The 24566-nt window shown below is 69.8% G+C and carries 20 protein-coding genes and 1 pseudogene; 2 read left to right on the plus strand and 19 right to left on the minus strand.

Going from position 1 to position 24566, the window contains the following annotated elements:
- Positions 1–8 precede the first annotated feature (8 nt).
- The 5 genes from ACWFRU_RS00840 to ACWFRU_RS00860 all read right to left on the minus strand — a co-directional run bounded on the left by ACWFRU_RS00840 (position 9) and on the right by ACWFRU_RS00860 (position 4777).
- Positions 9–1598 carry a Na+/H+ antiporter gene (locus tag ACWFRU_RS00840; RefSeq protein WP_453683616.1) on the minus strand — a complete coding sequence of 530 codons (1590 nt, stop codon included), beginning with the start codon at positions 1596–1598 and terminating at the stop codon, positions 9–11.
- A 141-nt stretch (positions 1599–1739) separates the two neighbouring features.
- Complete coding sequence (locus tag ACWFRU_RS00845) at positions 1740–2210, minus strand: GNAT family N-acetyltransferase (RefSeq protein WP_453683617.1); 471 nt, start codon at positions 2208–2210, stop codon at positions 1740–1742.
- Positions 2207–3148: an RluA family pseudouridine synthase gene (locus tag ACWFRU_RS00850; protein WP_249590444.1), complete on the minus strand. Its 942-nt coding sequence runs from the start codon at positions 3146–3148 to the stop codon at positions 2207–2209. Before ACWFRU_RS00850 ends, ACWFRU_RS00845 begins: the two co-directional genes overlap by 4 nt.
- A gap of 60 nt (positions 3149–3208) precedes the next feature.
- Positions 3209–3838, minus strand: a complete 630-nt coding sequence (lspA, locus tag ACWFRU_RS00855; RefSeq protein WP_453683618.1) for a signal peptidase II — start codon at positions 3836–3838, stop codon at positions 3209–3211.
- A 78-nt stretch (positions 3839–3916) separates the two neighbouring features.
- Positions 3917–4777 carry a TraR/DksA family transcriptional regulator gene (locus tag ACWFRU_RS00860; RefSeq protein ID WP_453683619.1) on the minus strand — a complete coding sequence of 287 codons (861 nt, stop codon included), beginning with the start codon at positions 4775–4777 and terminating at the stop codon, positions 3917–3919.
- A gap of 316 nt (positions 4778–5093) precedes the next feature.
- Between ACWFRU_RS00860 and ACWFRU_RS00865 the strand changes: the two genes are divergently transcribed.
- Complete coding sequence (locus ACWFRU_RS00865; RefSeq protein WP_363208222.1) at positions 5094–5285, plus strand: DUF1059 domain-containing protein; 192 nt, start codon at positions 5094–5096, stop codon at positions 5283–5285.
- 349 nt (positions 5286–5634) lie between these two features.
- The gene (gene ileS, locus ACWFRU_RS00870) at positions 5635–8775 is read left to right on the plus strand and encodes an isoleucine--tRNA ligase (RefSeq protein ID WP_453684471.1); all 3141 of its coding nucleotides are present in this window, start codon (positions 5635–5637) and stop codon (positions 8773–8775) included.
- A gap of 168 nt (positions 8776–8943) precedes the next feature.
- Here the strand turns inward: ileS and ACWFRU_RS00875 are convergent, their stop codons facing one another.
- From ACWFRU_RS00875 to ACWFRU_RS00940, 14 genes and pseudogenes are all read right to left on the minus strand, one after another.
- Positions 8944–10038, minus strand: coding sequence for a DivIVA domain-containing protein (locus ACWFRU_RS00875; protein ID WP_365822703.1), 1095 nt, complete (start codon positions 10036–10038; stop codon positions 8944–8946).
- 46 nt (positions 10039–10084) lie between these two features.
- Positions 10085–10375 carry a YggT family protein gene (locus ACWFRU_RS00880; RefSeq protein WP_363208224.1) on the minus strand — a complete coding sequence of 97 codons (291 nt, stop codon included), beginning with the start codon at positions 10373–10375 and terminating at the stop codon, positions 10085–10087.
- 70 nt (positions 10376–10445) lie between these two features.
- Positions 10446–11090: a cell division protein SepF gene (locus tag ACWFRU_RS00885; RefSeq protein WP_453683620.1), complete on the minus strand. Its 645-nt coding sequence runs from the start codon at positions 11088–11090 to the stop codon at positions 10446–10448.
- Between the two features lie 124 nt (positions 11091–11214).
- Complete coding sequence (locus tag ACWFRU_RS00890; protein WP_453683621.1) at positions 11215–11934, minus strand: YggS family pyridoxal phosphate-dependent enzyme; 720 nt, start codon at positions 11932–11934, stop codon at positions 11215–11217.
- Positions 11935–11940: 6 nt separating this feature from the next.
- Positions 11941–12672, minus strand: coding sequence for a peptidoglycan editing factor PgeF (pgeF, locus tag ACWFRU_RS00895; protein ID WP_453683622.1), 732 nt, complete (start codon positions 12670–12672; stop codon positions 11941–11943).
- A complete protein-coding gene (gene ftsZ, locus ACWFRU_RS00900; protein WP_453683623.1) occupies positions 12669–13895 on the minus strand; it encodes a cell division protein FtsZ in 1227 nt (408 codons plus the stop codon). Before ftsZ ends, pgeF begins: the two co-directional genes overlap by 4 nt.
- A gap of 275 nt (positions 13896–14170) precedes the next feature.
- Positions 14171–14977 carry a cell division protein FtsQ/DivIB gene (locus ACWFRU_RS00905; protein WP_453683624.1) on the minus strand — a complete coding sequence of 269 codons (807 nt, stop codon included), beginning with the start codon at positions 14975–14977 and terminating at the stop codon, positions 14171–14173.
- 33 nt (positions 14978–15010) lie between these two features.
- A complete protein-coding gene (gene murG / locus ACWFRU_RS00910; RefSeq protein ID WP_361188817.1) occupies positions 15011–16105 on the minus strand; it encodes an undecaprenyldiphospho-muramoylpentapeptide beta-N-acetylglucosaminyltransferase in 1095 nt (364 codons plus the stop codon).
- Positions 16106–16111: 6 nt separating this feature from the next.
- A complete protein-coding gene (gene ftsW, locus ACWFRU_RS00915) occupies positions 16112–17434 on the minus strand; it encodes a putative lipid II flippase FtsW (protein ID WP_453683625.1) in 1323 nt (440 codons plus the stop codon).
- 79 nt (positions 17435–17513) lie between these two features.
- Positions 17514–18938, minus strand: coding sequence for a UDP-N-acetylmuramoyl-L-alanine--D-glutamate ligase (gene murD, locus ACWFRU_RS00920; protein WP_453683626.1), 1425 nt, complete (start codon positions 18936–18938; stop codon positions 17514–17516).
- Positions 18920–19990: a phospho-N-acetylmuramoyl-pentapeptide-transferase gene (gene mraY, locus ACWFRU_RS00925; RefSeq protein ID WP_160504534.1), complete on the minus strand. Its 1071-nt coding sequence runs from the start codon at positions 19988–19990 to the stop codon at positions 18920–18922. The genes murD and mraY overlap by 19 nt, the downstream gene beginning before the upstream one ends.
- Complete coding sequence (locus ACWFRU_RS00930) at positions 19987–21399, minus strand: UDP-N-acetylmuramoyl-tripeptide--D-alanyl-D-alanine ligase (protein ID WP_453683627.1); 1413 nt, start codon at positions 21397–21399, stop codon at positions 19987–19989. Before ACWFRU_RS00930 ends, mraY begins: the two co-directional genes overlap by 4 nt.
- Before the next feature lie 4 nt (positions 21400–21403).
- Positions 21404–23056, minus strand: coding sequence for a UDP-N-acetylmuramoyl-L-alanyl-D-glutamate--2,6-diaminopimelate ligase (locus ACWFRU_RS00935; protein WP_453683628.1), 1653 nt, complete (start codon positions 23054–23056; stop codon positions 21404–21406).
- Between the two features lie 19 nt (positions 23057–23075).
- Positions 23076–24533: pseudogene (locus ACWFRU_RS00940) on the minus strand (peptidoglycan D,D-transpeptidase FtsI family protein); the annotation flags it as partial.
- Positions 24534–24566: the final 33 nt, after the last annotated feature.

A 24566-nucleotide genomic window follows, 5' to 3' on the forward strand; every position in this document is an offset into this window, starting at 1 on the left:
GGGCGCTCTCAGGACCGCAGGCTGCGTACGTCGAGCTGGTGCAGGACCCGGTCGACGATCTCCGGATCGGCGCCGGGTTCACTGCGCGCGGCGAGGATCTCGTGGCGCGCGGCCGACATCATGTCGCGCTGGATGCGCTGGACCGCCTTGAGACGGTCGGCGCGCTTGGAGTACCGCTCGCGCCGCTCGTCGTCGACGATGTCGGGGCTGATCCTGGCCCCGATGTCGAAGGCGCCCCGCAGCAGCCGCTCCGAGAGGTCCTCCGGCAGCTCCTCGACCTCCTCGATCTCCTTCAGGCGGCGCTTGGCCGCCTTGGCCGCCCGGACGGCGAGATCACGCTCGACGGCCCGCTCGGCGTCCGTGTCCGCGCGCACCCCGAGCTTCTTCACCAGCCAGGGCAGGGTGAGCCCCTGCACGACGAGCGTGGCCATGATCACGCAGAAGGCGATGAAGATGATCTCGTCGCGGGCCGGGAAGGGGTCGCCGTTCTCCGTCTTGAGCGGAATGGCCAAGGCGAGGGCGACCGAGGCCACACCGCGCATCCCGGACCACCACATGACGACGGTCTCGCGCCAGGTCGTCGGGATGTCCTCGTCGTAGTCCCGCAGCTTGTGCAGCCGCTTGGCCAGCCAGGTCGCGGGCAGCAGCCACAGCAGCCGTACGCCGATGACGACGGCGACGACCGCCGCGCCCCAGCCGATCATCTGCAGCTCACGGCCGTTCGCCGTGCCGAAGACGTTGTGCAGTTCGAGCCCGATGAGCCCGAAGGCCACGCCGGTGACCAAGGTGTCGACGATCTGCCAGAACGTCTGCCCGGTGATCCGGCCCAGCACGTCGTCCGCGTCGGCGCCGTGCTCCGCCAGATAGAGCGCGGTGGTCAGCACGGCGAGCACGCCGGAGCCGAGCAGCTCCTCGGCGAGGACGTAGCTCACGAACGGCACGAGCAGCGTCAGGCCGGTCTGCAGGGTGGCCTCGCCGAGCACCCCCATGAGCTTGTTGGTCAGCCAGCCGAGCGCGACGCCCACGGCGACGGCGACCACTCCGGAGAGCACCAACTGCCCCACCGCCGACGGCCAGGAGAACGTCCCGCTGATCGCCGCCGCGATCGCCACGTGGTAGAGCACGATCGCCGTGACGTCGTTGAAGAGGCCCTCCCCCTCCAGGATCGACACGAGCCGCCGCGGCAGCCCGAGCGACCCGGCGACGGCGGTCGCGGCGACCGGGTCGGGCGGCGCCACGAGCGCGCCGAGGGCCACGGCCGCGGCGATCGGAAGCCCCGGGACCACCGAGTTGGCGATGGCGGCGACCGCGGCGGTCGTCACGAAGACGAGGGCCACGGCGAGCAGGAAGATGGGGCGTCTGTTGGCCGCGAACTGCCGCCAGGAGGTGCGCTGGACGGCCGCGTACAGCAGGGGCGGAAGGACCAGCGGCAGGATGTAGTCGGGCGGGATCTCGACGTTCGGGACCCAGCTGACGAAGGCGAGCACGATCCCGGCCAGCGTCATGAGGACGGGCGCGGGCAGCCCGAGCCGCTCCCCCAACGGCACCGTCACGACGGCACCGAGCAACAGAATGAGCAGCAGCGCCAGTTGGTCCACGGTGCGCCCTCCGGCGGTTCGAGACGGTTCGAGGCAGCTCGCCGGCCCGGGACGGCCCGAGACTCAGACGATCAAGACCTCAACCCTGCCACGCGTTCCCCGCGAACCGGCCGATGCCCCTCCGGACGCCCGCCCGGCTCGCTAGTCCAGCGCCTTGCGCATCGCCCGGTGCGGGATTCCCGCGTCCGGGAACTCGGGGCCGTAGACCTCGTACCCCAAGCGCTCGTAGAACCCGAGGGCGTGCGTCTGCGCGTGCAGGTCGACGGCGGTGAGGCCACGCGCGCGTGCCGCGTCCTCTATCGCCCGCACCAGGGCCGCGCCCACGCCGAGGCCGCGCGCCGCCTTGGTCACCGCGAGCCGGCCGAGCGCGCCCACCTCGGCGTCCCCGCCGTTCTTCGCGGCGGCCGCCGCACCGGTCAGCAGGCGGCCCGTGCCCAGCGGAAGGCCGTCGTCGCGGACGGCGACGACGTGCACCGCGTCGGCGTCGTACGCGTCGTACTCAAGGTCCTCGGGGACCTGCTGCTCCACGACGAAGACTTCCTTGCGGACCGCGAAGCAGGCCTCCAGGTCATCGGCCTCGACCGCGACCCGGCAGGTGACCGCGGAGCTCACGAGCTCTCCGCCCGGACGCGGTCCAGCGCCTGCTGGAGGTCGTCCGGGTAGGTGCTCTCGAACTCCACCCACTGCCCGTCGCCGGGGTGCTCGAAGCCCAGGCGCACCGCGTGCAGCCACTGGCGGGTGAGACCGAGGCGCTTGGCGAGGGTCGGGTCGGCGCCGTACGTCAGGTCGCCCACGCACGGGTGGCGGTGGGCCGCCATGTGCACGCGGATCTGGTGCGTGCGGCCCGTCTCCAGCTTGATGTCGAGCAGGGAGGCCGCGCGAAACGCCTCGATGAGGTCGTAGTGCGTGACGGAGGGCTTGCCCTCGGCCGTGACCGCCCACTTGTAGTCGTGGTTCGGGTGGCGGCCGATGGGGGCGTCGATCGTGCCGCTCATCGGGTCGGGGTGGCCCTGCACGAGCGCGTTGTAACGCTTGTCGACCGTGCGCTCCTTGAACTGCCGCTTCAGGGAGGTGTACGCGCGCTCCGACTTGGCGACCGCCATCAGACCGGAGGTGCCCACGTCCAGGCGGTGCACGATGCCCTGGCGCTCGGCGGCACCGGAGGTCGAGATGCGGTACCCGGCGGCCGCGAGGCCGCCGATCACCGTGGTGCCGGTCCAGCCGGGGCTCGGGTGCGCGGCCACGCCCACCGGCTTGACGATCACGAGGATGTCGTCGTCGTCATGGATGATCTCCATGCCCTCGACGGGCTCGGCGACGATCTGCACCGGAGCGGGCGCCTGCGGCATCTCCACCTCCAGCCAGGCGCCGCCGTGCACACGCTCGGACTTGCCGACCACGCTGCCGTCGACCATCACCTTGCCTGCCGCCGCCAGCTCGGCGGCCTTCGTGCGGGAAAAACCGAACATGCGGGAGATGGCGGCGTCGACGCGCTCGCCCTCCAGGCCGTCCGGCACGGGCAGGGTACGGATCTCGGGAATCGTGCTCACCCATTGAGTATGCAGGAGGCCGCCGACACTCCCGCACCGCGAGCCCCTCGCCCCGGGCGCTCAGTCCTTGTGGACGGTGCCGTCCGGGTCCAAGCCGCGGAAGGACAGGATCACGATCAGGAAGCCGCCGCACACGATCGCCGAGTCGGCGAGGTTGAACACCGCGAAGCCCTTGGGCGCGATGAAGTCGACCACCGCTCCCTCGAACACACCGGGGGAACGGAAGATCCGGTCGGTGAGGTTGCCCAGGGCGCCGCCGAGCAGCATGCCGAGCGCGATCGCCCACGGCAGGCTGTAGAGCTTGCGGGCCAGCCGGGCGATGACCACGATCACCGCCGCCGCGATGAAGGTGAAGATCACGGTGAACGCCTCGCCCATCCCGAAGGCCGCGCCCGCGTTCCGGATGGCGTTGAACTGGAGCCAGTCCCCGATGATCTCGATCGGCTCGTGGTGCTCGAGCTTCGCAACGACGATCATCTTGCTGACGAGGTCCAGGGCGTACGCGATCACGGCCACCGCGAACAGGGCCAGGAGCTTGCGCTTCCCCTTGCCCCCGGGGCCCTGCTCGTCCGGCGACGCCGGCTCGTCCTGCCCCTTCGCCTCGCCGGAGCCCGAGGCGGACTGCTCCGGCTCGGCCCCGTCGGCCTCAGGGATATCCGGCGTACCGATGATGCGCTCCGCCTCTGCCACGTGAGTCCCTCAACCTAGGTACCTGACTGGGGACGAGGGTACGGCACACACGTACGGCACCAGGTGGTGAGGCCGTGTTCAGTAGCGCCGTTCCTGCTTCTGCTTGCAGTCCATGCACAGGGTCGCGCGGGGGAAGGCCTGCATCCGCGCCTTGCCGATGGGACTACCGCAGTTCTCGCAGATGCCGTACGTCCCCGCGTCAAGGCGCTCCAGGGCGCGCTCCGTCTGTTCGAGCATCTCGCGCGCGTTGGCGGCCAGCGACATCTCATGTTCCCGCGTGATGTTCTTCGTGCCGGTGTCCGCGTCGTCGTCGCCCGCGCCGTCCCCGGAGTCACGCATCAGGCCCGCGAGGGCGTCCTCGGACGAGGTGATCTCGCTGCCGAGCCGCAGTGCCTCGCTCTGCAGCTCCGCGCGCGCCTCCTCGACCTCCTCCGGGGTCCAGGGGTCCTCGCCGGGGCGGACCGCGAGCTCACCGGGCTCCGCGGCGGCGACGCGCGCCTTGGGCACCGCCGTCGGCTTCTTGGCTGCCGTCGCCGTGCCCGGAGTCTTCTTCGTGACCACTGTCGTGGCTCCCGTCGTCTCCGCGGCCTGAGCCGCACCCTCGGCCGCTGTCGCGGCCGTCTTCTTGGCCGTGCTCTTCTCGGCAGCCGTCTTCTTGGCCGCGGGCGTCTTCTTCGCCGTGGCCGCCTTCTTCGCGGCGGGCTCCTTGGCCGCGCCCTCGTCGGCGGCCGTCTTCTTGCCGATGTCGGCGACCTTGGCGACCGCCTTCTTGGCGACGGCCTTCTTGACGGCCGCCTTCTTCGCCACGGCTTCCTTGGCGGCTGTCTTCTTCGTCGCGGTCTTCTTCGTGGCGGTCGTCTCGGCGGCGGTCTTCTTCGTGGCCGCGGCCGTGGATCTGCCCGACGCCGGATGCTGTACGGCGGTCTTCTTCGCCACCATGGCCGCGGCCCCTTCACATATTGTGATCTTGCTCGCGATTCGTGCTGGGACGATAAATCGACTCAGAGCCCGCGGCAACGGGGCACGCCGCCTGATGCGCCCGCCCCGCGGGTGCCGCGCGGCGAGCATGCATGCGTTGTGCCCAGCTCCCGGCCGGGTAATCCGCCCGGCGGGGCGGGCCGGGATCCGCACTTCCCGCGTGTCGCCATTCGGGTCAGTCCCGGCGCCCTGGACGGCATCGGGCCCGAGCTCGCATCAAGGGCGGAAAGAGACCGGAAACGGGAATAAACTGGTGCATAACCGAAGAAGGTGCGCCATGCGGAAAACAGCCGACTGCAGAGAATTCCCGAGCGAGACCAACTGCACCCTCGCCATCTCCGGCGAGGAGGAGGAAGTGGTCCGTGCCGCCAGTGAGCACGCCGTGTCGGTCCACGGCCACACCGACAGCGCGGAGCTGCGCAAGATGGTCCGCGAATCCCTCAGGGACGAGGTCCCCCAGCACGCCTGAGGCCCCGCGAAAACCGGTCGGCCGCGTTCGCCCGGGGCCCTTACACTGGGCGGAGCGAGAAGCGTGGATGGGGACGAGTAGCGGCGTACGCGGCCATGAGCGACCCGGGGACGGTGTGAGCCCGGGGGCAGGCGCGACGTGAAGATCACCCCGGAGCCGCCGGAAGAAAGCCGAAGCCCAGGCAGCGGCCAGTAGACCCGGCATCGCGACCCCAATGAGGGGGCTTTTCCGTGCGCCACACGCGCAGGGAGGGCCAAGGAGGGTGGTACCGCGGGAGCACGACAAGGGCTCTCGTCCCTCCGACGGAACGGAATCGTCCGCCGGAGGAAGCGCGTTGAACACGCAGCCGTTGCATACGCAGCCGCAGTACCGCCAGGTGCCCGCCCAGGTCGACCTGCCCGCCCTTGAGCACGCCGTGCTCGACTTCTGGCGCGAGCAGAAGATCTTCGCCAAGAGCCTTGAGCAGTCCGAGGGCCGCCCCGAGTGGGTGTTCTACGAGGGCCCGCCCACCGCGAACGGCATGCCGGGTGCCCACCACATCGAGGCCCGCGTCTTCAAGGACGTCTTCCCGCGCTTCCGCACCATGCGGGGCTACCACGTCGCCCGCAAGGCCGGCTGGGACTGCCACGGCCTCCCCGTCGAGCTCGCGGTCGAGAAGGAGCTCGGGTTCAACGGCAAGAAGGACATCGAGGCGTACGGCATCGCCGAGTTCAACGCCAAGTGCCGCGAGTCCGTGACGAGGCACACCGACGCCTTCGCCGAGCTCACTACGCGCATGGGCTACTGGGTCGACCTCGACGACGCGTACCGGACGATGAACCCCGAGTACGTCGACTCGGTCTGGTGGTCCTTGAAGGAGATCTTCAACAAGGACCTCCTCGTCCAGGACCACCGTGTCGCCCCCTGGTGCCCGCGCTGCGGCACGGGCCTGTCCGACCACGAGCTGGCGCAGGGATACGAGACGGTCGTCGACCCCTCCGTCTTCGTCCGCTTCCCGCTCACCGGCGGCCCGCTGGCGGGCGAGGCGGCCCTCCTGGTGTGGACGACCACTCCGTGGACCCTCGTCTCCAACACCGCGGTCGCCGCGCACCCGGACGTCACGTACGTCGTCGCGACGAACGGTGAAGAGAAGCTCGTCGTCGCCGAGCCGCTCGTCGAGAAGGCCCTCGGCGAGGGCTGGGAGACCACCGGACAGACCTTCACCGGCGCCGAGATGGAGCGCTGGACCTACCAGCGCCCCTTCGAGCTGGTCGAGTTCCCGGCTCCCGCGCACTTCGTGGTCAACGCCGAGTACGTGACCACCGAGGACGGCACCGGTCTGGTCCACCAGTCCCCCGCCTTCGGTGAGGACGACCTCAAGGTCTGCCGCTCGTACGGCCTCCCGGTCGTGAACCCGGTGCGCCCCGACGGCACCTTCGAGGAGGACGTCCCGCTCGTGGGCGGCGTCTTCTTCAAGAAGGCCGACGAAAAGCTCACCGAGGACCTCCAGGACCGCGGCCTGCTCTTCAAGCACATCCCGTACGAGCACAGCTATCCGCACTGCTGGCGCTGCCACACCGCGCTCCTCTACTACGCGCAGCCGTCCTGGTACATCCGCACCACGGCCATCAAGGACCGTCTCCTCCAGGAGAACGAGAAGACCAACTGGTTCCCCGACTCGGTCAAGCACGGCCGCTTCGGCGACTGGCTGAACAACAACGTCGACTGGGCGCTGTCCCGCAACCGCTACTGGGGCACCCCGCTGCCCATCTGGCGCTGCGAGGAAGGCCACTTGACGTGCGTGGGCTCGCGCGCGGAGCTCTCCGACCTGACGGGCACCGACCAGTCGGAGCTCGACCCGCACCGCCCGTACATCGACGCGGTCACCTTCCCCTGCCCGACCTGCCAGGAGACCGCGACCCGCGTCCCCGAGGTCATCGACGCCTGGTACGACTCCGGTTCGATGCCCTTCGCGCAGTGGGGATACCCGTACAAGAACAAGGAGCTCTTCGAGAGCCGGTACCCCGCACAGTTCATCTCGGAGGCCATCGACCAGACGCGCGGCTGGTTCTACACGCTGATGGCGGTGGGCACGCTCGTCTTCGACAAGTCGAGTTACGAGAACGTGGTCTGCCTGGGCCACATCCTCGCCGAGGACGGCCGCAAGATGTCCAAGCACCTGGGCAACATCCTGCAGCCGATCCCGCTCATGGACCAGCACGGCGCCGACGCCGTGCGCTGGTTCATGGCGGCCGGCGGCTCCCCGTGGGCGGCCCGCCGCGTGGGCCACGGCACCATCCAGGAAGTCGTCCGCAAGACCCTCCTCACGTACTGGAACACGGTCGCCTTCCAGGCCCTGTACGCCCGTACGTCGAAGTGGGCCCCCAGCGACGCCGACCCGGCGCCCGCGGAGCGCCCGCTGCTTGACCGCTGGCTGCTCAGCGAGCTGCACGCGCTGACCGACCAGGTCACGCAGGCCCTCGAGGGCTATGACACCCAGCGCGCGGGCAAGCTCCTGTCCACGTTCGTCGACAACCTCTCGAACTGGTACGTACGCCGTTCCCGCCGCCGCTTCTGGCAGGGCGACAAGGCGGCTCTGCGCACCCTGCACGAGGTCCTGGAGACGGTCACGCGCCTGATGGCCCCGCTGACGCCCTTCATCACGGAGCGCGTCTGGCAGGACCTGGTGGTGCCGGTCACCCCGGACGCCCCGGAGTCGGTCCACCTGACCTCCTGGCCCGAGGCCGACCTGTCGGCGATCGACCCGGAGCTGTCGAAGCAGATGGTGCTCGTACGTCGCCTGGTGGAGCTGGGCCGCGCCACGCGCGCGGAGTCGGGCGTCAAGACCCGTCAGCCGCTGTCCCGCGCCCTGGTGGCGGCCACGGGCTTCGACTCCCTCAACCCGGAGCTGCACGCCCAGATCACCGAGGAGCTCAACGTCTCCTCGCTCGCGTCGCTCTCCGAAGTCGGCGGCTCACTCGTCGACACGACCGCCAAGGCCAACTTCCGCGCGCTCGGCAAGCGGTTCGGCAAGGGCGTCCAGGCGGTCGCCAAGGCCGTCGCGGACGCCGACGCTGCCGCGCTGTCCCTGGCCCTGCGCGAGGGCACCGCGTCGGTCGAGGTGGACGGCGAGACGGTGACGCTCGCCCCGGACGAGGTCATCATCACGGAGACCCCGCGCGAGGGCTGGTCCGTGGCGTCCGACTCCGGCGCCACGGTCGCCCTCGATCTGGAGATCACCGAGGAGCTGCGCAGGGCCGGACTGGCCCGTGACGCGATCCGCCTGATCCAGGAGGCCCGCAAGAACAGCGGCCTGGACGTCGCGGACCGGATCGCCCTGCGCTGGACCTCCACGGACCCGGTCGTGCTCACGGCCCTGGCCGACCACGCCGAGCTCATCGCGGACGAGGTCCTCGCCACGGACTTCGAGCAGGGCGAGGCCGACGAGGCGTACGGCGAGACGTTCACGGACGAGTCACTGTCGCTCACGTTCCGTCTGCGCAAGGCGTAGTCACCGGCGACAAGCGAAGGCCCGGCCCGCCAGAGATCCTGGCGGGCCGGGCCTTCGGCGTTGTGTGCAAGCGCACACCAGTGCGCGGCACACAAAAGGGCGAGGCCCCCAGAAGATCTGGGGGCCTCGCCCTGAACGCTGCCGACGCCTAAGGCGTGGAAACGGCCGTCAGTTGTCGTCCTCGTCGATGAGGAAGCCACGCATCGGCGACGGAGCCTGCTGCATGGGCTGCGGGGCCTGCGGCCGCACCGGCGCCATCGGCTGGGTCATCGCCGGCGACATCTGCTGCTGGCCGCCGTAGGACGGACCGGCGGTGGGCTGGTTGCCGCCCATCGACTGGTTGCCGCCGTACGACGGGGCGCCCGCGCCGGCCGGTGCCATGGAAGGCGCCGGGGACGGCGGAAGGGAAGCCGTCGCCGGGGTCCGCGGCGGGGCCAGCGAGTCGTCGGCCTGGGTCTCCAGCTGACGGAGCTGCGACTCCAGGTAGGACTTCAGACGCGTGCGGTACTCGCGCTCGAAGCCGCGCAGGTCCTCGACCTTGCGCTCCAGCGTGGCGCGGGCGGACTCCAGGGAGCCCATCGCGACGCGGTGCTTCTCCTGCGCGTCCCGCTCCAGGGCGTCAGCCTTGGCACGGGCGTCGCGCTCGAGGCCCTCGGCGCGCGAACGAGCCTCGCCGACGATCTTGTTGGCCTCGGAACGGGCCTCCGCGATCGCCTGGTCAGCGGTCTGCTGGGCGAGGGAGAGCACGCGCGCGGCACTGTCGCCGCCGGGGCCCTGACCGGGCTGGGGCATCTGCGGACCGTGGCCGCCCATGGGACCACCCATGGGGCCGCCCATCGGACCCTGACCCATCGGGCCGGGACCCTGCGGACCGCCCTGCGGGCCGTGCCCACTGGGGCCGGCGGGCAGCTGCGGCGCACCACCAGGAAGCTGCGGCGGGCCGCCCATCTGCTGGTGCTGCGGGTGCTGCTGCTGCGGCGGCACCGGCTGCGGTCCTGATATTGCGGCGGGCACCGGGGCGCCCGGACCGCGCTGGTCCTGCGGTTCCGGGGGCTTGCGCATGCCGCCCTGCTGCTGGTTCTGCGCAGCGGCGCGGGTGGCAGCGGCCAGTTTGGCACGCAAGTCCTCGTTCTCGCGGAGCAAGCGAGTCAGTTCGGCTTCGACCTCATCGAGGAAGGCATCGACCTCGTCCTCGTCATAGCCTTCTCGGAGGCGGACGGTCGTGAACTGCTTGTTCCGCACGTCCTCGGGGGTCAACGGCATCTCTTCACCTCAACGTAGTCGTCGGCATTCGGCAAGACCGTATCGTTCACACAGACACCGACCTGACGACGGTGATCAGGATGTAGACGATGATCATCAGTACGAAGAAGGACAGGTCGAGCGCCACGCCCCCGAGACGCAGCGGCGGGATGAACCGCCGCAGAAGCTTGAGCGGTGGATCAGTGACAGTGTAGGTGGCCTCCAAAATGACCACCATCGCCTTGCCGGGTTGCCATGAGCGGGCGAACTGGAAGACGTAGTCCATGACCAACCGGAAGATCAGCACGATGAGGAAGCACATCAGCGCGATGTAAAGCACTTGCCAGACCACGCCCATGTTCGCGGTTCCCTCTCCCCTGTTACTCGTACTGCGTTCGCCGGTTCTGCGTTACTGCTTCACTTACGTCTCAGCTCTGGTTGAAGAACCCGCCCTCTGCGATGCGAGCCTTGTCCTCCGCCGTTACATCGACGTTAGCAGGCGACAACAGGAACACCTTCTGCGTCACTCGCTCAATGCTGCCATGGAGACCGAACACCAGACCGGCGGCAAAGTCGACAAGTCGCTTCGCATCCGTGTCGTCCATCTCGGTCAGATTCATGATCACCGGAGTGCCCTCGCGGAAGTGTTCCCCGATGGTACGGGCCTCGTTGTACGTCCGCGGGTGCAGCGTGGTGATGCGGTAGGGCTCCCGCTCGGACACGACCTTGGGCATGATCACCGGTGCGTTCTTCTCCAGGCTCTGACGTTCAGGTGTGATGGATGCCACGGGGGCGATACGTGCCGGACGTCCGGATTCCGCGGCTAGCGAAGCGGAATGGGCGACCGGCTCACGCTGTGCGGGGGGCTGCACCACTCGTACCGATTCGTCCCTTTCAGGCACGTGTGCCTGGCGGGGCTGATGGGACTGGTGCGGCGGCTCGTGCCGCCTGCGGTCCCGCTCGGGCTCCGGCTCGGGTTCGAACTCGTCATCGGGGTCGAACCCCGGACCGTCGTACCCATCGTCCTCCACGAGGCCGAGGTAGACCGCCATCTTGCGCATCGCGCCGGCCATGCTCTGAGTCCTCCGCTCTGTGGTGGATCGGCTGTCGTCACCAACTGCCCGCGATCCACGAGGCCTCCCCGCCCAACAGCGAGAATGACCATATTTTCTGCTGTGGTCCGACTTCTTGGCGACGTTACCCGAGCCCGGGTCGGACTCCGAGTACCGCCGTACCGACGCGCACATGTGTCGCTCCGGCCGCCACGGCCTGTTCGAGGTCCGCACTCATCCCTGCCGACACCATGTTCGCAGCCGGATGAGTCGCGCGCATGAGGGTTGAGAATTCCATCAGCCGCTCGAACGCCGCCTGTTGCCGACCCGCGTACGGACCGGTGAGCGGCGCCACGGTCATCAGACCGTCGAGCCGCAGTCCCGGGGCCTCGGCCACGAGCCCGGCCAACTCCTCGATTCCGCCGGGGCCCACGCCCCCGCGCTCGCCCCGGCCGTTCTCCCCGGCGTCGAGGGCGACCTGAATCAGGCAGCCGATCTCCCGCCCGGCCCGCACGGCACCGGCCGACAGGGCGGTGACGAGCTTGGGGCGGTCCACGGACTGCACCACATCGGCATAACTGACCACAGAACGGACCTTGTTGGTCTGCAATTGACCGACAAAGTGCCAGTCGAGGGGCAGATCCGAGCAGTCGGCGGCCTTGGGGGCCGCGTCCTGGTCACGGTTCTCGGCGACATGACGCACACCGAGTTCCGAGAGCATCCGCACATCGCTCGCGGGATAGGTCTTGGTGACCACGATCAGGGTCACCTCCTCCCGCTTGCGCCCGGCCGCCGCGCACGCCGCGGCGATGCGCTCCTCGACCTGCGCCAGATTTGCGGCGAGTTGAGACTTACGGTCCGTCATGCCCTATCAGTCCAGCCAGACATAGCCCGCGAGACGACCGGTGGTCCGGTCGCGGCGGTACGAGAAGTGGTCACCGGATTCCAGGGTGCACACCGGCGACTGCTCCCGGTCGCGCACCCCGAGCCGCTCCAGCTGGGCGTGCACCCCCGCGGTCACGTCGACCGCCGGCGTGCCCCAGCTCGTCTCGGCGTACGCCGCGGGCTCGATCGCGGCGACATCGGCGCGCATCTCCTTCGGCACCTCGTAGCAGCGGCCGCAGACGGCGGGGCCGGTGCGGGCGACCACGCGGGCCGGGTCCGCACCGAGTTTCACCATCGCCTCGACGGCCGCGGGCACCACTCCGGCGATCATGCCGGGCCTGCCCGCGTGCGCCGCGGCGGCCACCTTGGCCACCGGGTCGGCGAGCAGGACGGGCGTGCAGTCCGCGGTGAGGACCGCCAGGGCGAGGCCGCGGCGGGCGGTCACCACGGCGTCGACCGCCGGGATCTCGGCGTCGGAACCCCAGGGACCGTCGACCACGACGACGTCGGGGCCGTGGACCTGATTCATCCAGACCACGCGCTCCGGGTCGATGCCCAGCGACGTGGCGGCCAGCGCACGGTTCGTGCGCACGGCCTCGGGGTCGTCGCCGACCGCGCCGCCGAGGTTGAGCTCTTCGTACGGAACGGCGCTCACCCCGCCCCACCTGTCGGTGAAGGCGAAGTGCGCGCCGCTCACGGTGCTGTGCCCGCCTATCACTTCAGGAAGTCCGGCACGTCCAGCTCTTCGGCCTGGCTGTCCGAGTAGGGACGGGCCGGCGGCACCTGCGGCGGGGCCACGGGCGCGGACGGGGTTTCGTTGACCGGGGTCACCTCGACCGGCTCCGGGGCCGACGGCTCCTCGTGCGACGTGACGCTGCCGAGGCCGCCGTACGGCGAACGGGACTCGGCCGGACGGCTCGTGGCCGCCGGAGCCTCGTCACGCTGCTTGCCCGACGACGCCGAGCCGAGGACGGTGTCGCGCTTGGACGGCGGCTGTCCGCCGTCGAAGCCCGCCGCGATGACGGTGACCCGGACCTCGTCGCCCAGGGCGTCGTCGATGACGGCGCCGAAGATGATGTTGGCCTCGGGGTGGGCCGCCTCGCTGACCAGCTGGGCCGCTTCGTTGATCTCGAAGAGGCCGAGGTCGGAGCCGCCGGAGATGGAGAGCAGGACGCCCCGCGCTCCGTCGATGGACGCTTCCAGGAGGGGCGAGGAGATCGCCATCTCGGCGGCGGCCACCGCGCGGTCGTCGCCGCGGGCCGAGCCGATGCCCATGAGTGCCGAACCGGCCTCGGACATGACCGACTTGACGTCGGCGAAGTCGAGGTTGATCAGACCCGGGGTCGTGATGAGGTCGGTGATGCCCTGGACACCGGAGAGCAGGACCTGGTCCGCCGACTTGAAGGCGTCCAGAACGCTGACCTGGCGGTCCGAGATGGACAGGAGCCGGTCGTTGGGGATGACGATGAGGGTGTCGACCTCTTCGCGCAGCTCCGCGATCCCGTCCTCGGCCTGGTTGGCGCGACGACGGCCCTCGAAGGTGAACGGCCGGGTCACGACGCCGATGGTCAGGGCGCCCAGAGAGCGGGCGATGTTGGCGACGACAGGTGCGCCGCCGGTGCCGGTGCCACCGCCTTCGCCGGCGGTGACGAAGACCATGTCGGCCCCCTTGAGGACCTCCTCGATCTCCTCGCGGTGATCCTCGGCCGCCTTGCGGCCGACTGCCGGGTTGGCTCCGGCGCCGAGGCCACGGGTGAGTTCCCGGCCCACGTCGAGCTTGACGTCGGCGTCGCTCATCAACAGGGCTTGCGCGTCGGTGTTGATGGCGATGAACTCGACGCCCTTGAGACCGACCTCGATCATCCGGTTGATGGCATTGACACCACCGCCGCCGACACCGATGACTTTGATGACTGCGAGGTAGTTCTGCGGTGCTGCCACGTCGAAGGCCTCTCGCCTCGAGTTACGTGTCGCCGCCTCGCGGTCAAGCGCCGCGACGACTGATGCCGAATGGGACGGTCCGAACGCCGACCCGAACCCTAACGCTGAAGTTTAGGGTTACCAGTGTGTCTGTTCCTTGGACTCTTCCGAACAGGACACTAAGTCGACAAGTGGCGCACGTTCAACGAACACGCCGAACCTCCCGTTTTTCTTTTCACCCTATGTGATCAGCCGTAGCGCTGCCGAACCAGGGTGCTGGCCTGCGACGATATGCGTCAACTCGCAGACGACGCGGGGGCGGTGGGGACACTCACATCGAAGTGCCGTGCCTTGGGGGCGGCTTTCATCAGGGCGGTGAGTGTGCTTGCCTTCGTCCGGCCCTTCTCGCTGCTGCCCCACTCCACGGTGCGTCCGCCGCTCAACTCCAACGAGATGGAGTCGTACGAACGGACCTTGACGGCCCGTGTGTCGCGGGCCACCGCGGCGGGCAGCGCACCCGCGACCTGTACCGCCTCGCGCCGCAGTCGGTGCGAGTCAAAACGGCGCAGACTCGCCGCCGCGTTCTCCTGATCCGGCCTCAATTCCAGCAGCGGTACACCCTTGGGAGCTCGTCCGCTCGTGGCGAATCGCACTCCCTTGGCGTCCACTTCGACGAACTTTCCGCCCTTTTCGATAAGCAGAACCGGCTTGCGTTCGGTCACTTTCAGACCGATTGTGTGCGGCCAGGACCGGTCGACCTCGACCGAGTCGATACGCGGAAGTCTCTTCCGCAGCCGGTCCTCAAGGGCGTCGGTGTCGACCGAGATCAGGGGCGCCCCGACCGGGGCCGCGGCCGCCTCCCGCACCTCTTCGGGCGTCAGGACCCTGGTCCCGGACGTCGTCACGCGCTCCACGCGCAGCCACTGCGAGCCGTAGAACAGCCAGGTTCCTCCCGCGCCGACCAGCACGAGTGCGATCAGCGAGAGGATCAGGGTGCGCGGTCGCGGCATGCGTACGCGGGATCCCCGGAAACGCGAAGGACGGGGCGGGCGGGACCCACCAGAAGCGGGCTTCTGCCGTTCGGCGGTGGTCGGTCCGGCCACGGTCCCCTGCCTTCTCGTGCTGCTAGTGCCGCCTCACCCGTTGCGGCGTGACGCGATCGCCTCGTACACCATGCCGACGAGGAGGTCGTCGGCGTCCCTGCGGCCGAACTCCGAGGCCGCGCGGGACATCTCGTACAGCCGGTGCGGATCGGCGAGCACCGGGAGCACGTTGCCCTGCACCCACTCGGGCGTCAGTTCGGCGTCGTCCACCAGGAGTCCGCCGCCCGCCTTGACCACCGGCTGGGCGTTCAGCCGCTGTTCGCCGTTGCCGATGGGCAGCGGGACGTAGGCGGCCGGCAGCCCGACGGCGGAGAGTTCGGCGACGGTCATCGCGCCCGCACGGCAGAGCATCATGTCCGCCGCGGCGTACGCGAGGTCCATCCGGTCCACGTACGGTACCGGGATGTAGGGCGGCATACCGGGCATGTTCTCGACGTACGGCATTTCGTTCTTCGGGCCGACCGCGTGCAGGATCTGGATCCCGGCGCGCTGGAGGACCGGAGCGACCTGCTGGACGACCTCGTTGAGCCGCCGGGCGCCCTGCGAGCCACCGGAGACGAGCAGCGTCGGGAGGTTCGGGTCGAGGCCGAAGGCGGCGCGCGCCTCCGGGCGGACCCGGGCCCTGTCGAGCGTGGCGATGGTGTGGCGCAGCGGGATGCCGATGTAGCGGGAGTTGCGCAGCTTGCTGTCCGGCGTGGCGACGGCCACCCCGGCGGCGTACCGCGAACCGATCTTGTTGGCGAGGCCGGGGCGCGCGTTGGCCTCGTGCACGACGATCGGCGTGCCGGTCCGCTTGGCCGCGAGGTAGCCGGGCAGCGCGACGTAGCCGCCGAAGCCGACCACACAGTCCGCCTTCGTGCGCTCCAGGATCTGCTCGGCCGCCTTGATCGTGCCGCGCAGCCGTCCCGGGACGGTGATCAGCTCAGGAGTGGGCTTGCGCGGCAGCGGAACAGCCGGGATCAGCGCGAGTTCGTAGCCCCGCTCGGGTACGAGTCGGGTCTCGAGTCCACGCTCCGTGCCCAGGGCCGTGATGCCCACGGTCGGGTCCTGCCTCCGCAGGGCGTCCGCGAGGGCGAGCGCGGGCTCGATGTGGCCGGCGGTCCCCCCACCGGCGAGTACGACATGCACCGAAATTCACCGCTCTCCGGACGAACGCGCCTTGACGCGCCGTCTCATCGTGTTCCATCTCACCCGAGGTTGCCGCATGGCCAGGGCCGCCTTTGCCGCCGGGTCCTGTCGCGCGAAGGCGATGAGGAGTCCGATGGCGAACATGGTCGGCAGCAGGGCCGAACCCCCGTAGGAGAACAGCGGGAGCGGGACACCGGCGATCGGCAGCAGACCGAGCACCGCACCGACGTTGATCACGGCCTGCGCCGTGATCCAGGTGGTCACGCCTCCCGCGGCATACCGTACGAAGGGGTCCTCCGTGCGTCCGGCCACGCGGATACCCGCATAGCCTAGAGCCGCGAAGAGGGCGAGCACCGACAGCGTCCCCGCCAGGCCGAGTTCCTCCCCTGTGATGGCGAAGATGAAGTCGGTGTGCGGTTCCGGCAGTTGACCCCATTTTTCCACACTCGCGCCGAGGCCGGAACCGAAGAATCCGCCGGAGGCCAGGGCGTAGATACCGTGCACGGCCTGCCAGCACTGGTCGCCGGGGCCCGGATCGGTGGCGCCGATGCAGGCGAGCCTCGCCATGCGGTTGGGGCTGGTCTTGATGAGGATCACGCCGAGCAGGGCCGCGATCGAGAGCACTCCCGCGAAGAGCCGCGTGGGCGCCCCCGCGAGCCAGAGCAGGCCGAAAAGGATCGCCGTGAGGATGATCGCCGTGCCCATGTCGCCGCCCAGCATGATCAGACCGAGCAGCATGAAGGCGACCGGGACGAGCGGCACCAGCATGTGCTTCCACTGGGTGAGCAGGCGCTTGTCGTGCTTGCGGGCGAGCAGATCGGCGCCCCACAGGACGAGCGCGAGCTTGGCGAACTCACTGGGCTGGAGCTGGAAGGGGCCGCCCAGATAGATCCAGTTCTGGTTTCCGTTGACGCTGCGCCCTATCCCGGGGACCTGCACGAGCACCATCAGGAAGACGGTCACGGCAAGGATGGGATACGCGAGCGCCCGGTGCAGCTTGACGGGCATCCGCATGGCCACGAGCAGCAGCACCGAGCCCAGTACGGCGGCGACGAACTGCTTGCGGAAGAAGTACGCCGCGGGCAGGTCGAGCTGCAGCGCCTGGATCATCGACGCCGAGTAGACCATCACCAGGCCGAGCACGGTGATCAGCAGGCTGCTGCCGAAGATGAGGTAGTAGGCCGTCAGCGGCCGGTCCCAGGCGCGCTTGACCCGGGTGACGAACCGCCGCACCGCGTGCTCGCTCGGCGGGCGCGGGGCCCGCGGGGAGCGGACCGGCGCGGGCCGCTTGGCGAGGCGCGTGGGCGCACGCCCGCTATTGCCGGCCATCAGGACCCCCGCCCAGCCACCAAGACGCTGCCACGTGCCCTCCTAAGGGTGCCGGGCGCCCCGGACCACTGGGCCCGCGTCAGGCGCTCGCGCCGAGTTCGCGGACCGCGTCCGCGAACGCGTCACCACGCTTGTTGTAATTGGTGAACATGTCCATCGACGCACAGGCCGGGGCCATCAGTACGGTGTCCCCCGGCTCGGCGAGCCGTGCCGCCTGCCGTACCGCCTCGGACATCGCCCCAGTGTCGGTCCGGTCGAGGTCGACGACCGGGACCTCGGGCGCGTGTCGCGCGAGGGCTTCGCGGATCAGCGCGCGGTCCGCGCCGATCAGGACGACACCCCGAAGCCGCTTGGCGGACTTGGTGACGAGCTCGTCGAAGGTGGCGCCCTTGGCGAGCCCGCCCGCGATCCAGACGATCGATTCGTACGCCGCCAACGAGGCTTCCGCGGCGTGGGTGTTGGTGGCCTTGGAGTCGTCGACGTACGCCACCTCGGCCACGTCGGCGACGTGTTCGATGCGGTGGGCGTCGGGACGGAAAGCGCGCAGGCCGTCGCGCACGGCCGTCGCGGGCACGCCGTAGGCGCGCGCGAGAGCGGCCGCGGCCAAGGCGTTGGCGATGTTGTGCGGCGCGGGCGGCTGCACGTCGGAGATCTCGGCGAGCTCCTGCGCCTGCTTCTGACGGTCCGGCACGAACGCACGGTCGACCAGAATGCCGTCCACGACGCCCAGTTGCGAGGGCGCGGGCGCATTCAGCGTGAAACCGATGGCGCGGCAGCCCTCTTCGACGTCGGCCTCGCGGACGAGGTCCTCCGTCGCCTTGTCGGCGACGTTGTAGACGCAGGCGATCTGATTGCCCTCGTAGATCCGGCCCTTGTCGGCGGCGTACGCCTCCATGGAGCCGTGCCAGTCGAGGTGGTCGGGCGCGAGGTTCAGGACGGCCCCGGAGTGGGCGCGCAGCGAGGGCGCCCAGTGCAGCTGGTAGCTGGAGAGCTCGACGGCCAGTACGTCGTACTGCTCGTCGCCGGTGACGACGTCGAGCAGCGAGACCCCGATGTTGCCGACGGCGGCGGTCCGCAGACCGGCCGCCTCCAGGATCGAGGCCAGCATCCGCACGGTCGTGGTCTTGCCGTTCGTGCCGGTGACCGCGAGCCAGGGAGCGGCATCGGGGCCGCGCAGGCGCCAGGCCAGCTCGACGTCGCCCCACACCTCGACACCGGCGGCGGCCGCTGCCGCGAAGAGCGGCTTGTCCGGCTGCCAGCCGGGCGTGGTGACGACGAGTTCGGTGCCTTCGGGCAGGGTGGCCCCGTCGCCGAGGCGGACGGAGATGCCCTCGGCCCTCAGCTCCTCGGCCTGCGTACGGGAGCGCTCGTCGTCGCCGTCGTTGACGACCGTGACGAGGGCGCCCAGGCCGTGCAGCACGCGGGCCGCCGGGATACCGGAGACGCCGAGCCCGGCGACGGTGACGTTCTTCCCCTGCCAGCTGGTCACTTCTTGGCTGCCCATCCTGCGTAGAAGAGGCCGAGTCCGACGATCACGCACATGCCCTGGATGATCCAGAAGCGGACCACCACAAGGACCTCGGACCACCCCTTGAGTTCGAAGTGGTGCTGCAGTGGCGCCATGCGGAAGACGCGCTTGCCGGTCATGCGGAAGGAGCCGACCTGGATGACGACCGACATCGTGATGAGCACGAAGAGGCCGCCGAGCAGGGCGAGGAGCATCTCGGTGCGCGAGCAGATCGCGAGTCCGGCGAGCGCGCCGCCGAGGGCGAGCGAGCCGGTGTCACCCATGAAGATCTTGGCGGGCGAGGTGTTCCACCACAGGAAGCCGAAGCAGGCACCCATCAGCGCGGAGGCCACCACGGCCAGGTCGAGTGGGTCTCTGACCTCGAAACACGCCTGTGGGTTGGTCAGCGTGACGGCGTTGGCGCAGGACTCCTGGTACTGCCAGACACCGATGAAGGTGTACGCGCCGAAGACCATCACCGAGGCGCCCGTGGCGAGGCCGTCGAGGCCGTCGGTGAGGTTCACGCCGTTCGACATCGCGAGGATCATGAACAGCGCCCAGACCACGAAGAGCACCGGGCCGATCGACCAGCCGAAGTCCGTGACGAACGACAGCTTGGTGGAGGCCGGGGTCTGGTTGCGGTTGTCCGGCCAGTTCAGCGCGAGCACGGCGAAGCCGATGCCGACGATCAGCTGGCCGGCCATCTTCGCCTTGGCGCGCAGACCGAGCGAGCGCTGCTTGACGATCTTGATGTAGTCGTCGAGGAAGCCGACGAGGCCCATGCCCGCCATCAGGAAGAGCACGAGGAGACCGGAGAGCGTGGTCTCCGTGCCCGTGATGATCTTCGTGAGGAAGTACGCGATGAGCGTGGCGAGGATGAAGGCGATGCCACCCATGGTCGGCGTACCGCGCTTGCTGTGGTGCTCGCGCGGGCCGTCGTCCCGGATGAACTGCCCATAGCCCTTGCGGGCCAGGAACTTGATAAGGAGCGGGGTTCCGACCAGGGTCAGGAAGAGCCCGATCACACCCGCGAAGAGGATCTGCCTCATCGGCCGGCGACCTGCCCCTCGGACGACGCGGAGTCATCGAGCAGCGCCGTGGCGACCCGCTCGAGACCGACCGATCTGGAAGCCTTCACCAGCACGACGTCTCCCGGGCGCAGCTCGCTGCGCAGCAGGTCGATCGCCGCCTGTGCGTCGGACACGTGCACCGACTCCTCACCCCACGAACCCTCGTTGTATGCGCCCAGTTGGAGCCAGGACGCTTCCCTGCCCCCGACTGCCACGAGCTTGCTCACGTTCAGCCGGACAGCGAGCCGTCCGACCGCGTCGTGTTCGGCGAGCCCCTCGTCACCGAGCTCGGCCATATGACCGAGCACCGCCCACGTACGACGCCCCTTGGCCATGGCCGCGAGCGCGCGCAGGGCGGCTCGCATGGACTCGGGGTTCGCGTTGTAGGCGTCGTTGACGACCGTCACGCCGTCCGGGCGCTCGGTGACCTCCATCCGCCAGCGGGACAGCGTGCCCGCCTCGGAGAGCGCGCGGGCGATCTCGTCTGCGGACATGCCCAGCTCATGGGCGACGGCGGCCGCGGCAAGCGCGTTCGACACGTGGTGCTCACCGTACAGCCGCAAGGTCACGTCGCTGCACCCGGAGGGTGTGTGCAGCGTAAAGGCAGGCTGTCCGATCTCCGTGAGCCGGACATTCTCGGCACGTACGTCGGCGTCGGCGGCCTCTCCGAAGAGCAGGACGCGCGCCTTCGTGCGCGAAGCCATGGCGCGGACGAGCGGGTCGTCGGCGTTGAGGACGGCGGTGCCGTCGGCGGGCAGGCTCTCGACGAGTTCACCCTTCGCCACTGCGATCTGCTCGCGTCCGCCGAACTCGCCGATGTGGGCGGTGCCGACGTTGAGCACGAGGCCGATCTTCGGCGGGGTGAGGCCGGTGAGGTAGCGGATGTGGCCGATGCCGCGCGCGCCCATCTCCAGGACGAGGAAGCGCGTCTCGTCGGTGGCGCTGAGGGCGGTGAGCGGCAGGCCGATCTCGTTGTTGAGCGAGCCCGGCGTGAAGACCGTGGGCGCCTTGCTCCGCAGCACCTGGGCGAGCAGGTCCTTGGAGCTCGTCTTGCCGACGGAGCCGGTGAGCGCCACGAGCGTGGCCCCCAGCCGCTCCACGACGTGCCGCGCGAGGGCGCCGAGCGCCGCCTGCACGTCGTCCACGACGATGGCGGGTACGCCGACGGGGCGCGCTGCCAGGACCGCGGCGGCGCCCGCCTCGATCACCGCGGACGCGTAGTCGTGGCCGTCGACGCGCTCGCCCGCGAAGGCGACGAAGAGGCTGCCGGGCTCCACTTCACGGGAGTCCCTGACGACCGGTCCGGTGACCTGGACGGACGGATCCGGTATGTCGTACGTCTGCCCGCCGACGACACTGGCGATCTCGGCGAGGGAGAGGGCGATCACAGATTCATCCCTGGGTTTGCTGGATTGCTTCGCGAAGTACCTGGCGGTCGTCGAAGGGACGCACCACCCCGGCGATGTCCTGTCCCTGCTCGTGGCCCTTGCCCGCGACGAGCACCGTGTCGCCCGGCTCGGCCCGGGCGACGGCCGCGCGGATGGCGGCGGCGCGGTCCTCGAAGACGGCGACGTCGCCGCGTTCGTGGGAGGGCACGTCGGCGGCGCCGGCGAGCATCGTGGCGAGGATCGCGAGGGGGTCCTCGCCACGGGGGTTGTCGGAGGTCAGTACGGCGGTGTCGGCGAGCCTGGCCGCCGCGGCGCCCATCGGCATCCGCTTGGTCTTGTCCCGGTCGCCGCCGCAGCCGAGGACGATGTGCAGCTTGTTCTCGGTGACCTTGCGCAGGGCGCGCAGGACCGATTCGACGGCGTCCGTCTTGTGGGCGTAGTCGACGACCGCGAGGTAGGCCTGGCCCTCGTCGATGCGCTCCAGGCGGCCCGGGACGCCCGGCACGGCCGCGACGCCGTCGGCGGCCTGCTGCGGGTCGATCCCGGCGACGGCCAGCGAGACGATCGCCGCGAGCGTGTTGGCGACGTTGAAGGGACCGGCCAGCGGGGACTTGGCGGTGATCCGCTCGCCCTGCGGGCCGACCGCGACGAACGTGGAGTCGAAGAGCCTGACGTCCACGTCCTCCGCGCGCCAGTCGGCGTCGGGGTGGCCCTCGGCGGAGAAGGTGGTGACGGGGACCTCGGACTCGTCGATGAGCCGACGTCCGTACTCGTCGTCGAAGTTGACCACTCCGACCTTGGAACGCAGCTTGGTGAACAGCTGCGCCTTGGCCTGGAAGTAGTCCTCCATGTCGGAGTGGAACTCCATGTGCTCCGGGCTGAGGTTGTTGAAGACGGCGACGTCGAAGACGCAGCCGTCCACCCGGCCGAGCACGAGGGCGTGACTGGAGACCTCCATGGCGACGGCCTCGACACCGCGCTCGCGCATCACCGCGAACAGCGCCTGGAGGTCGGTCGCCTCGGGGGTGGTGCGTTCGGACTTGATCCGCTCGTCGCCGATGCGCATCTCGACCGTGCCGATGAGGCCGGTCGATTTCACGCCCTTGAGGCCGCCCTCGACGAGGTACGCCGTGGTGGTCTTGCCGGACGTGCCGGTGATGCCGATCTGCAGCAGATCGCGGCCCGGATGGCCGTAGACGGTGGCCGCGAGTTCCCCCATGCAGCCGCGCGGGTTCTCCACGACCAGGACCGGCAGGCCCGTGACGGCGGCGCGTTCGGCGCCCGTCGGGTCGGTGAGGATCGCGGCGGCGCCGAGGTCGGCCGCCTGGGCGACGAAGTCGGCGCCGTGCAGCCTGGCGCCGGGCAGCGCGGCGTAGATGTCGCCGGGGCGGACCGCGCGGGAGTCGTGCGTGATGCCGCTGACCTCCCCGGTGCCCGGGGCGGCGACGCCCAGCTGATCGGCGATCCTGGCGAGCGGCGTCGCGGAGACCTGGACCGGCCGCGGCGGTCCCGGATATGTCACGGGAACGCCCTTCTGGGTGGTTTGGGACTGATCAGCGTGTGGCACGGCGGTGAGCGTACCGGGCGCACCGGGCTCAGGGCGAAGCGGGCGGTGTGGCGGGGGCTGGTTCCCCGGCCGCGGGGTGATCGTTGTCACGGGTTTGTCCTGGTGGGGCTCAGGGTTCGAAGGTGACGGGGAGCCGGGCCGCGCCCTTGCCGGTGGGCGGGACCTGGAGCGTCTTGAGGGCGAACTGCATGACTTCCTTGTAGATGGGACCGCAGATCTGGCCGCCGAAGTAGCTGCCCTTGGTGGCGTTCTGGATCGCGCAGTAGACGGTGACGCGCGGCTTGTCGGCGGGCGCGAACCCGGCGAACGACGAGGTGTAGCCCTTGTACTTGCCGGTCTCCGGGTCGACCCGGTTGGCCGTACCCGTCTTGCCCGCGACCCGGTAGCCGGGAATGCGGGCCTTGGTGCCCGTGCCCTCTTCGTCGTCGACGACGGATTCGAGCATCCGCGACACCGTCTTGGCGGTCTTCGCGCTGACCACGCGGGTCTTCTTGGGCTTGGGAGCGGGCGTGAAGCGGCCGTCGGGCCCCTTCGTGCCGCGCACCAGCGAGGGCTCGATGCGTACGCCGTCGTTGGCGATGGTCGAATAGACGGAGGTCGCCTGCATCGCGTTGATGGAGAAGCCCTGGCCGAACGGGATCGTGTACTGCTGCGAGGTGGACCACTTGTCGGCGGGCGCGAAGATGCCGGACGTCTCGCCGGGGAAGCCGAGCCCGGTCTCCCTGCCGATGCCGAACTTGCGCAGGTACGAGTAGAGCGACCGGTTGGCTTCCTTCTGGGTCTTGCCCAGCTCGCCGGTGGCCAGGATCGTGCCGATGTTGCTGGACTTGGCGAGCACGCCGTTGAGCGTGAGGTGCCAGGTCGGGTGGTCGATGTCGTCCTGGAAGAGCCGGTCGCCGCGGTGCAGCCGGTTGGGCACCGTCACATGGGTGGCGGGCGTGGCCGCGTTCTCCTCCAGGACGGCGGCCATCGACATGACCTTGGCGGTGGAGCCCGGCTCGAAGGCGTCCTGGAGCGACGCGTTGCCCATGGCCGTCCCGTCGGCCTGCGAGAGGTCGTTCGGGTCGAAGCCCGGGGAGTTGGCCATCGCGAGGATCTCGCCGGTCTTGTTGTCCTGCACTATCACGTAGCCGCGGTCCGCCCGGGACTTCTCGACCTGCCGGGTGATGGCGCTCTGCGCGGCCCACTGGATGTCGCGGTCGATGGTGAGCTCGACGTCCGAGCCGGGCACGGCGGGCGTCTCGGTACTGCCCGCGGTGGGCACCTGGTGGCCGCCGGACTGGGCGTACCTGATCTTGCCGTCCTTGCCCGCGAGCTCCTTGTTGAGCTGCTGCTCGAGGCCGCCCGCGCCCTTGCCCTCGGCGTTGACCCAGCCCAGTATCCCGGCGCCCAGGTCGGCGTTCGGGTACACGCGCTTGCTGCTGGGGTCCTGGAAGACGCCCGCCAGGATGTTGGCGCTCTTCTTGTCGGCGCTCGCCGTGTCGGCGAGCGCGCCGCGCAGGTGCTTGTTCTTCTTCCAGACCAGCGGGGTCTGCCGGCGGGCGAGCAGGACGTAGCGCGGGATGGGGGTGTTAAGCTGTTAGGTGAGGCGGTCGACCTA

Source organism: Streptomyces sp. NPDC055099 (assembly GCF_053607685.1).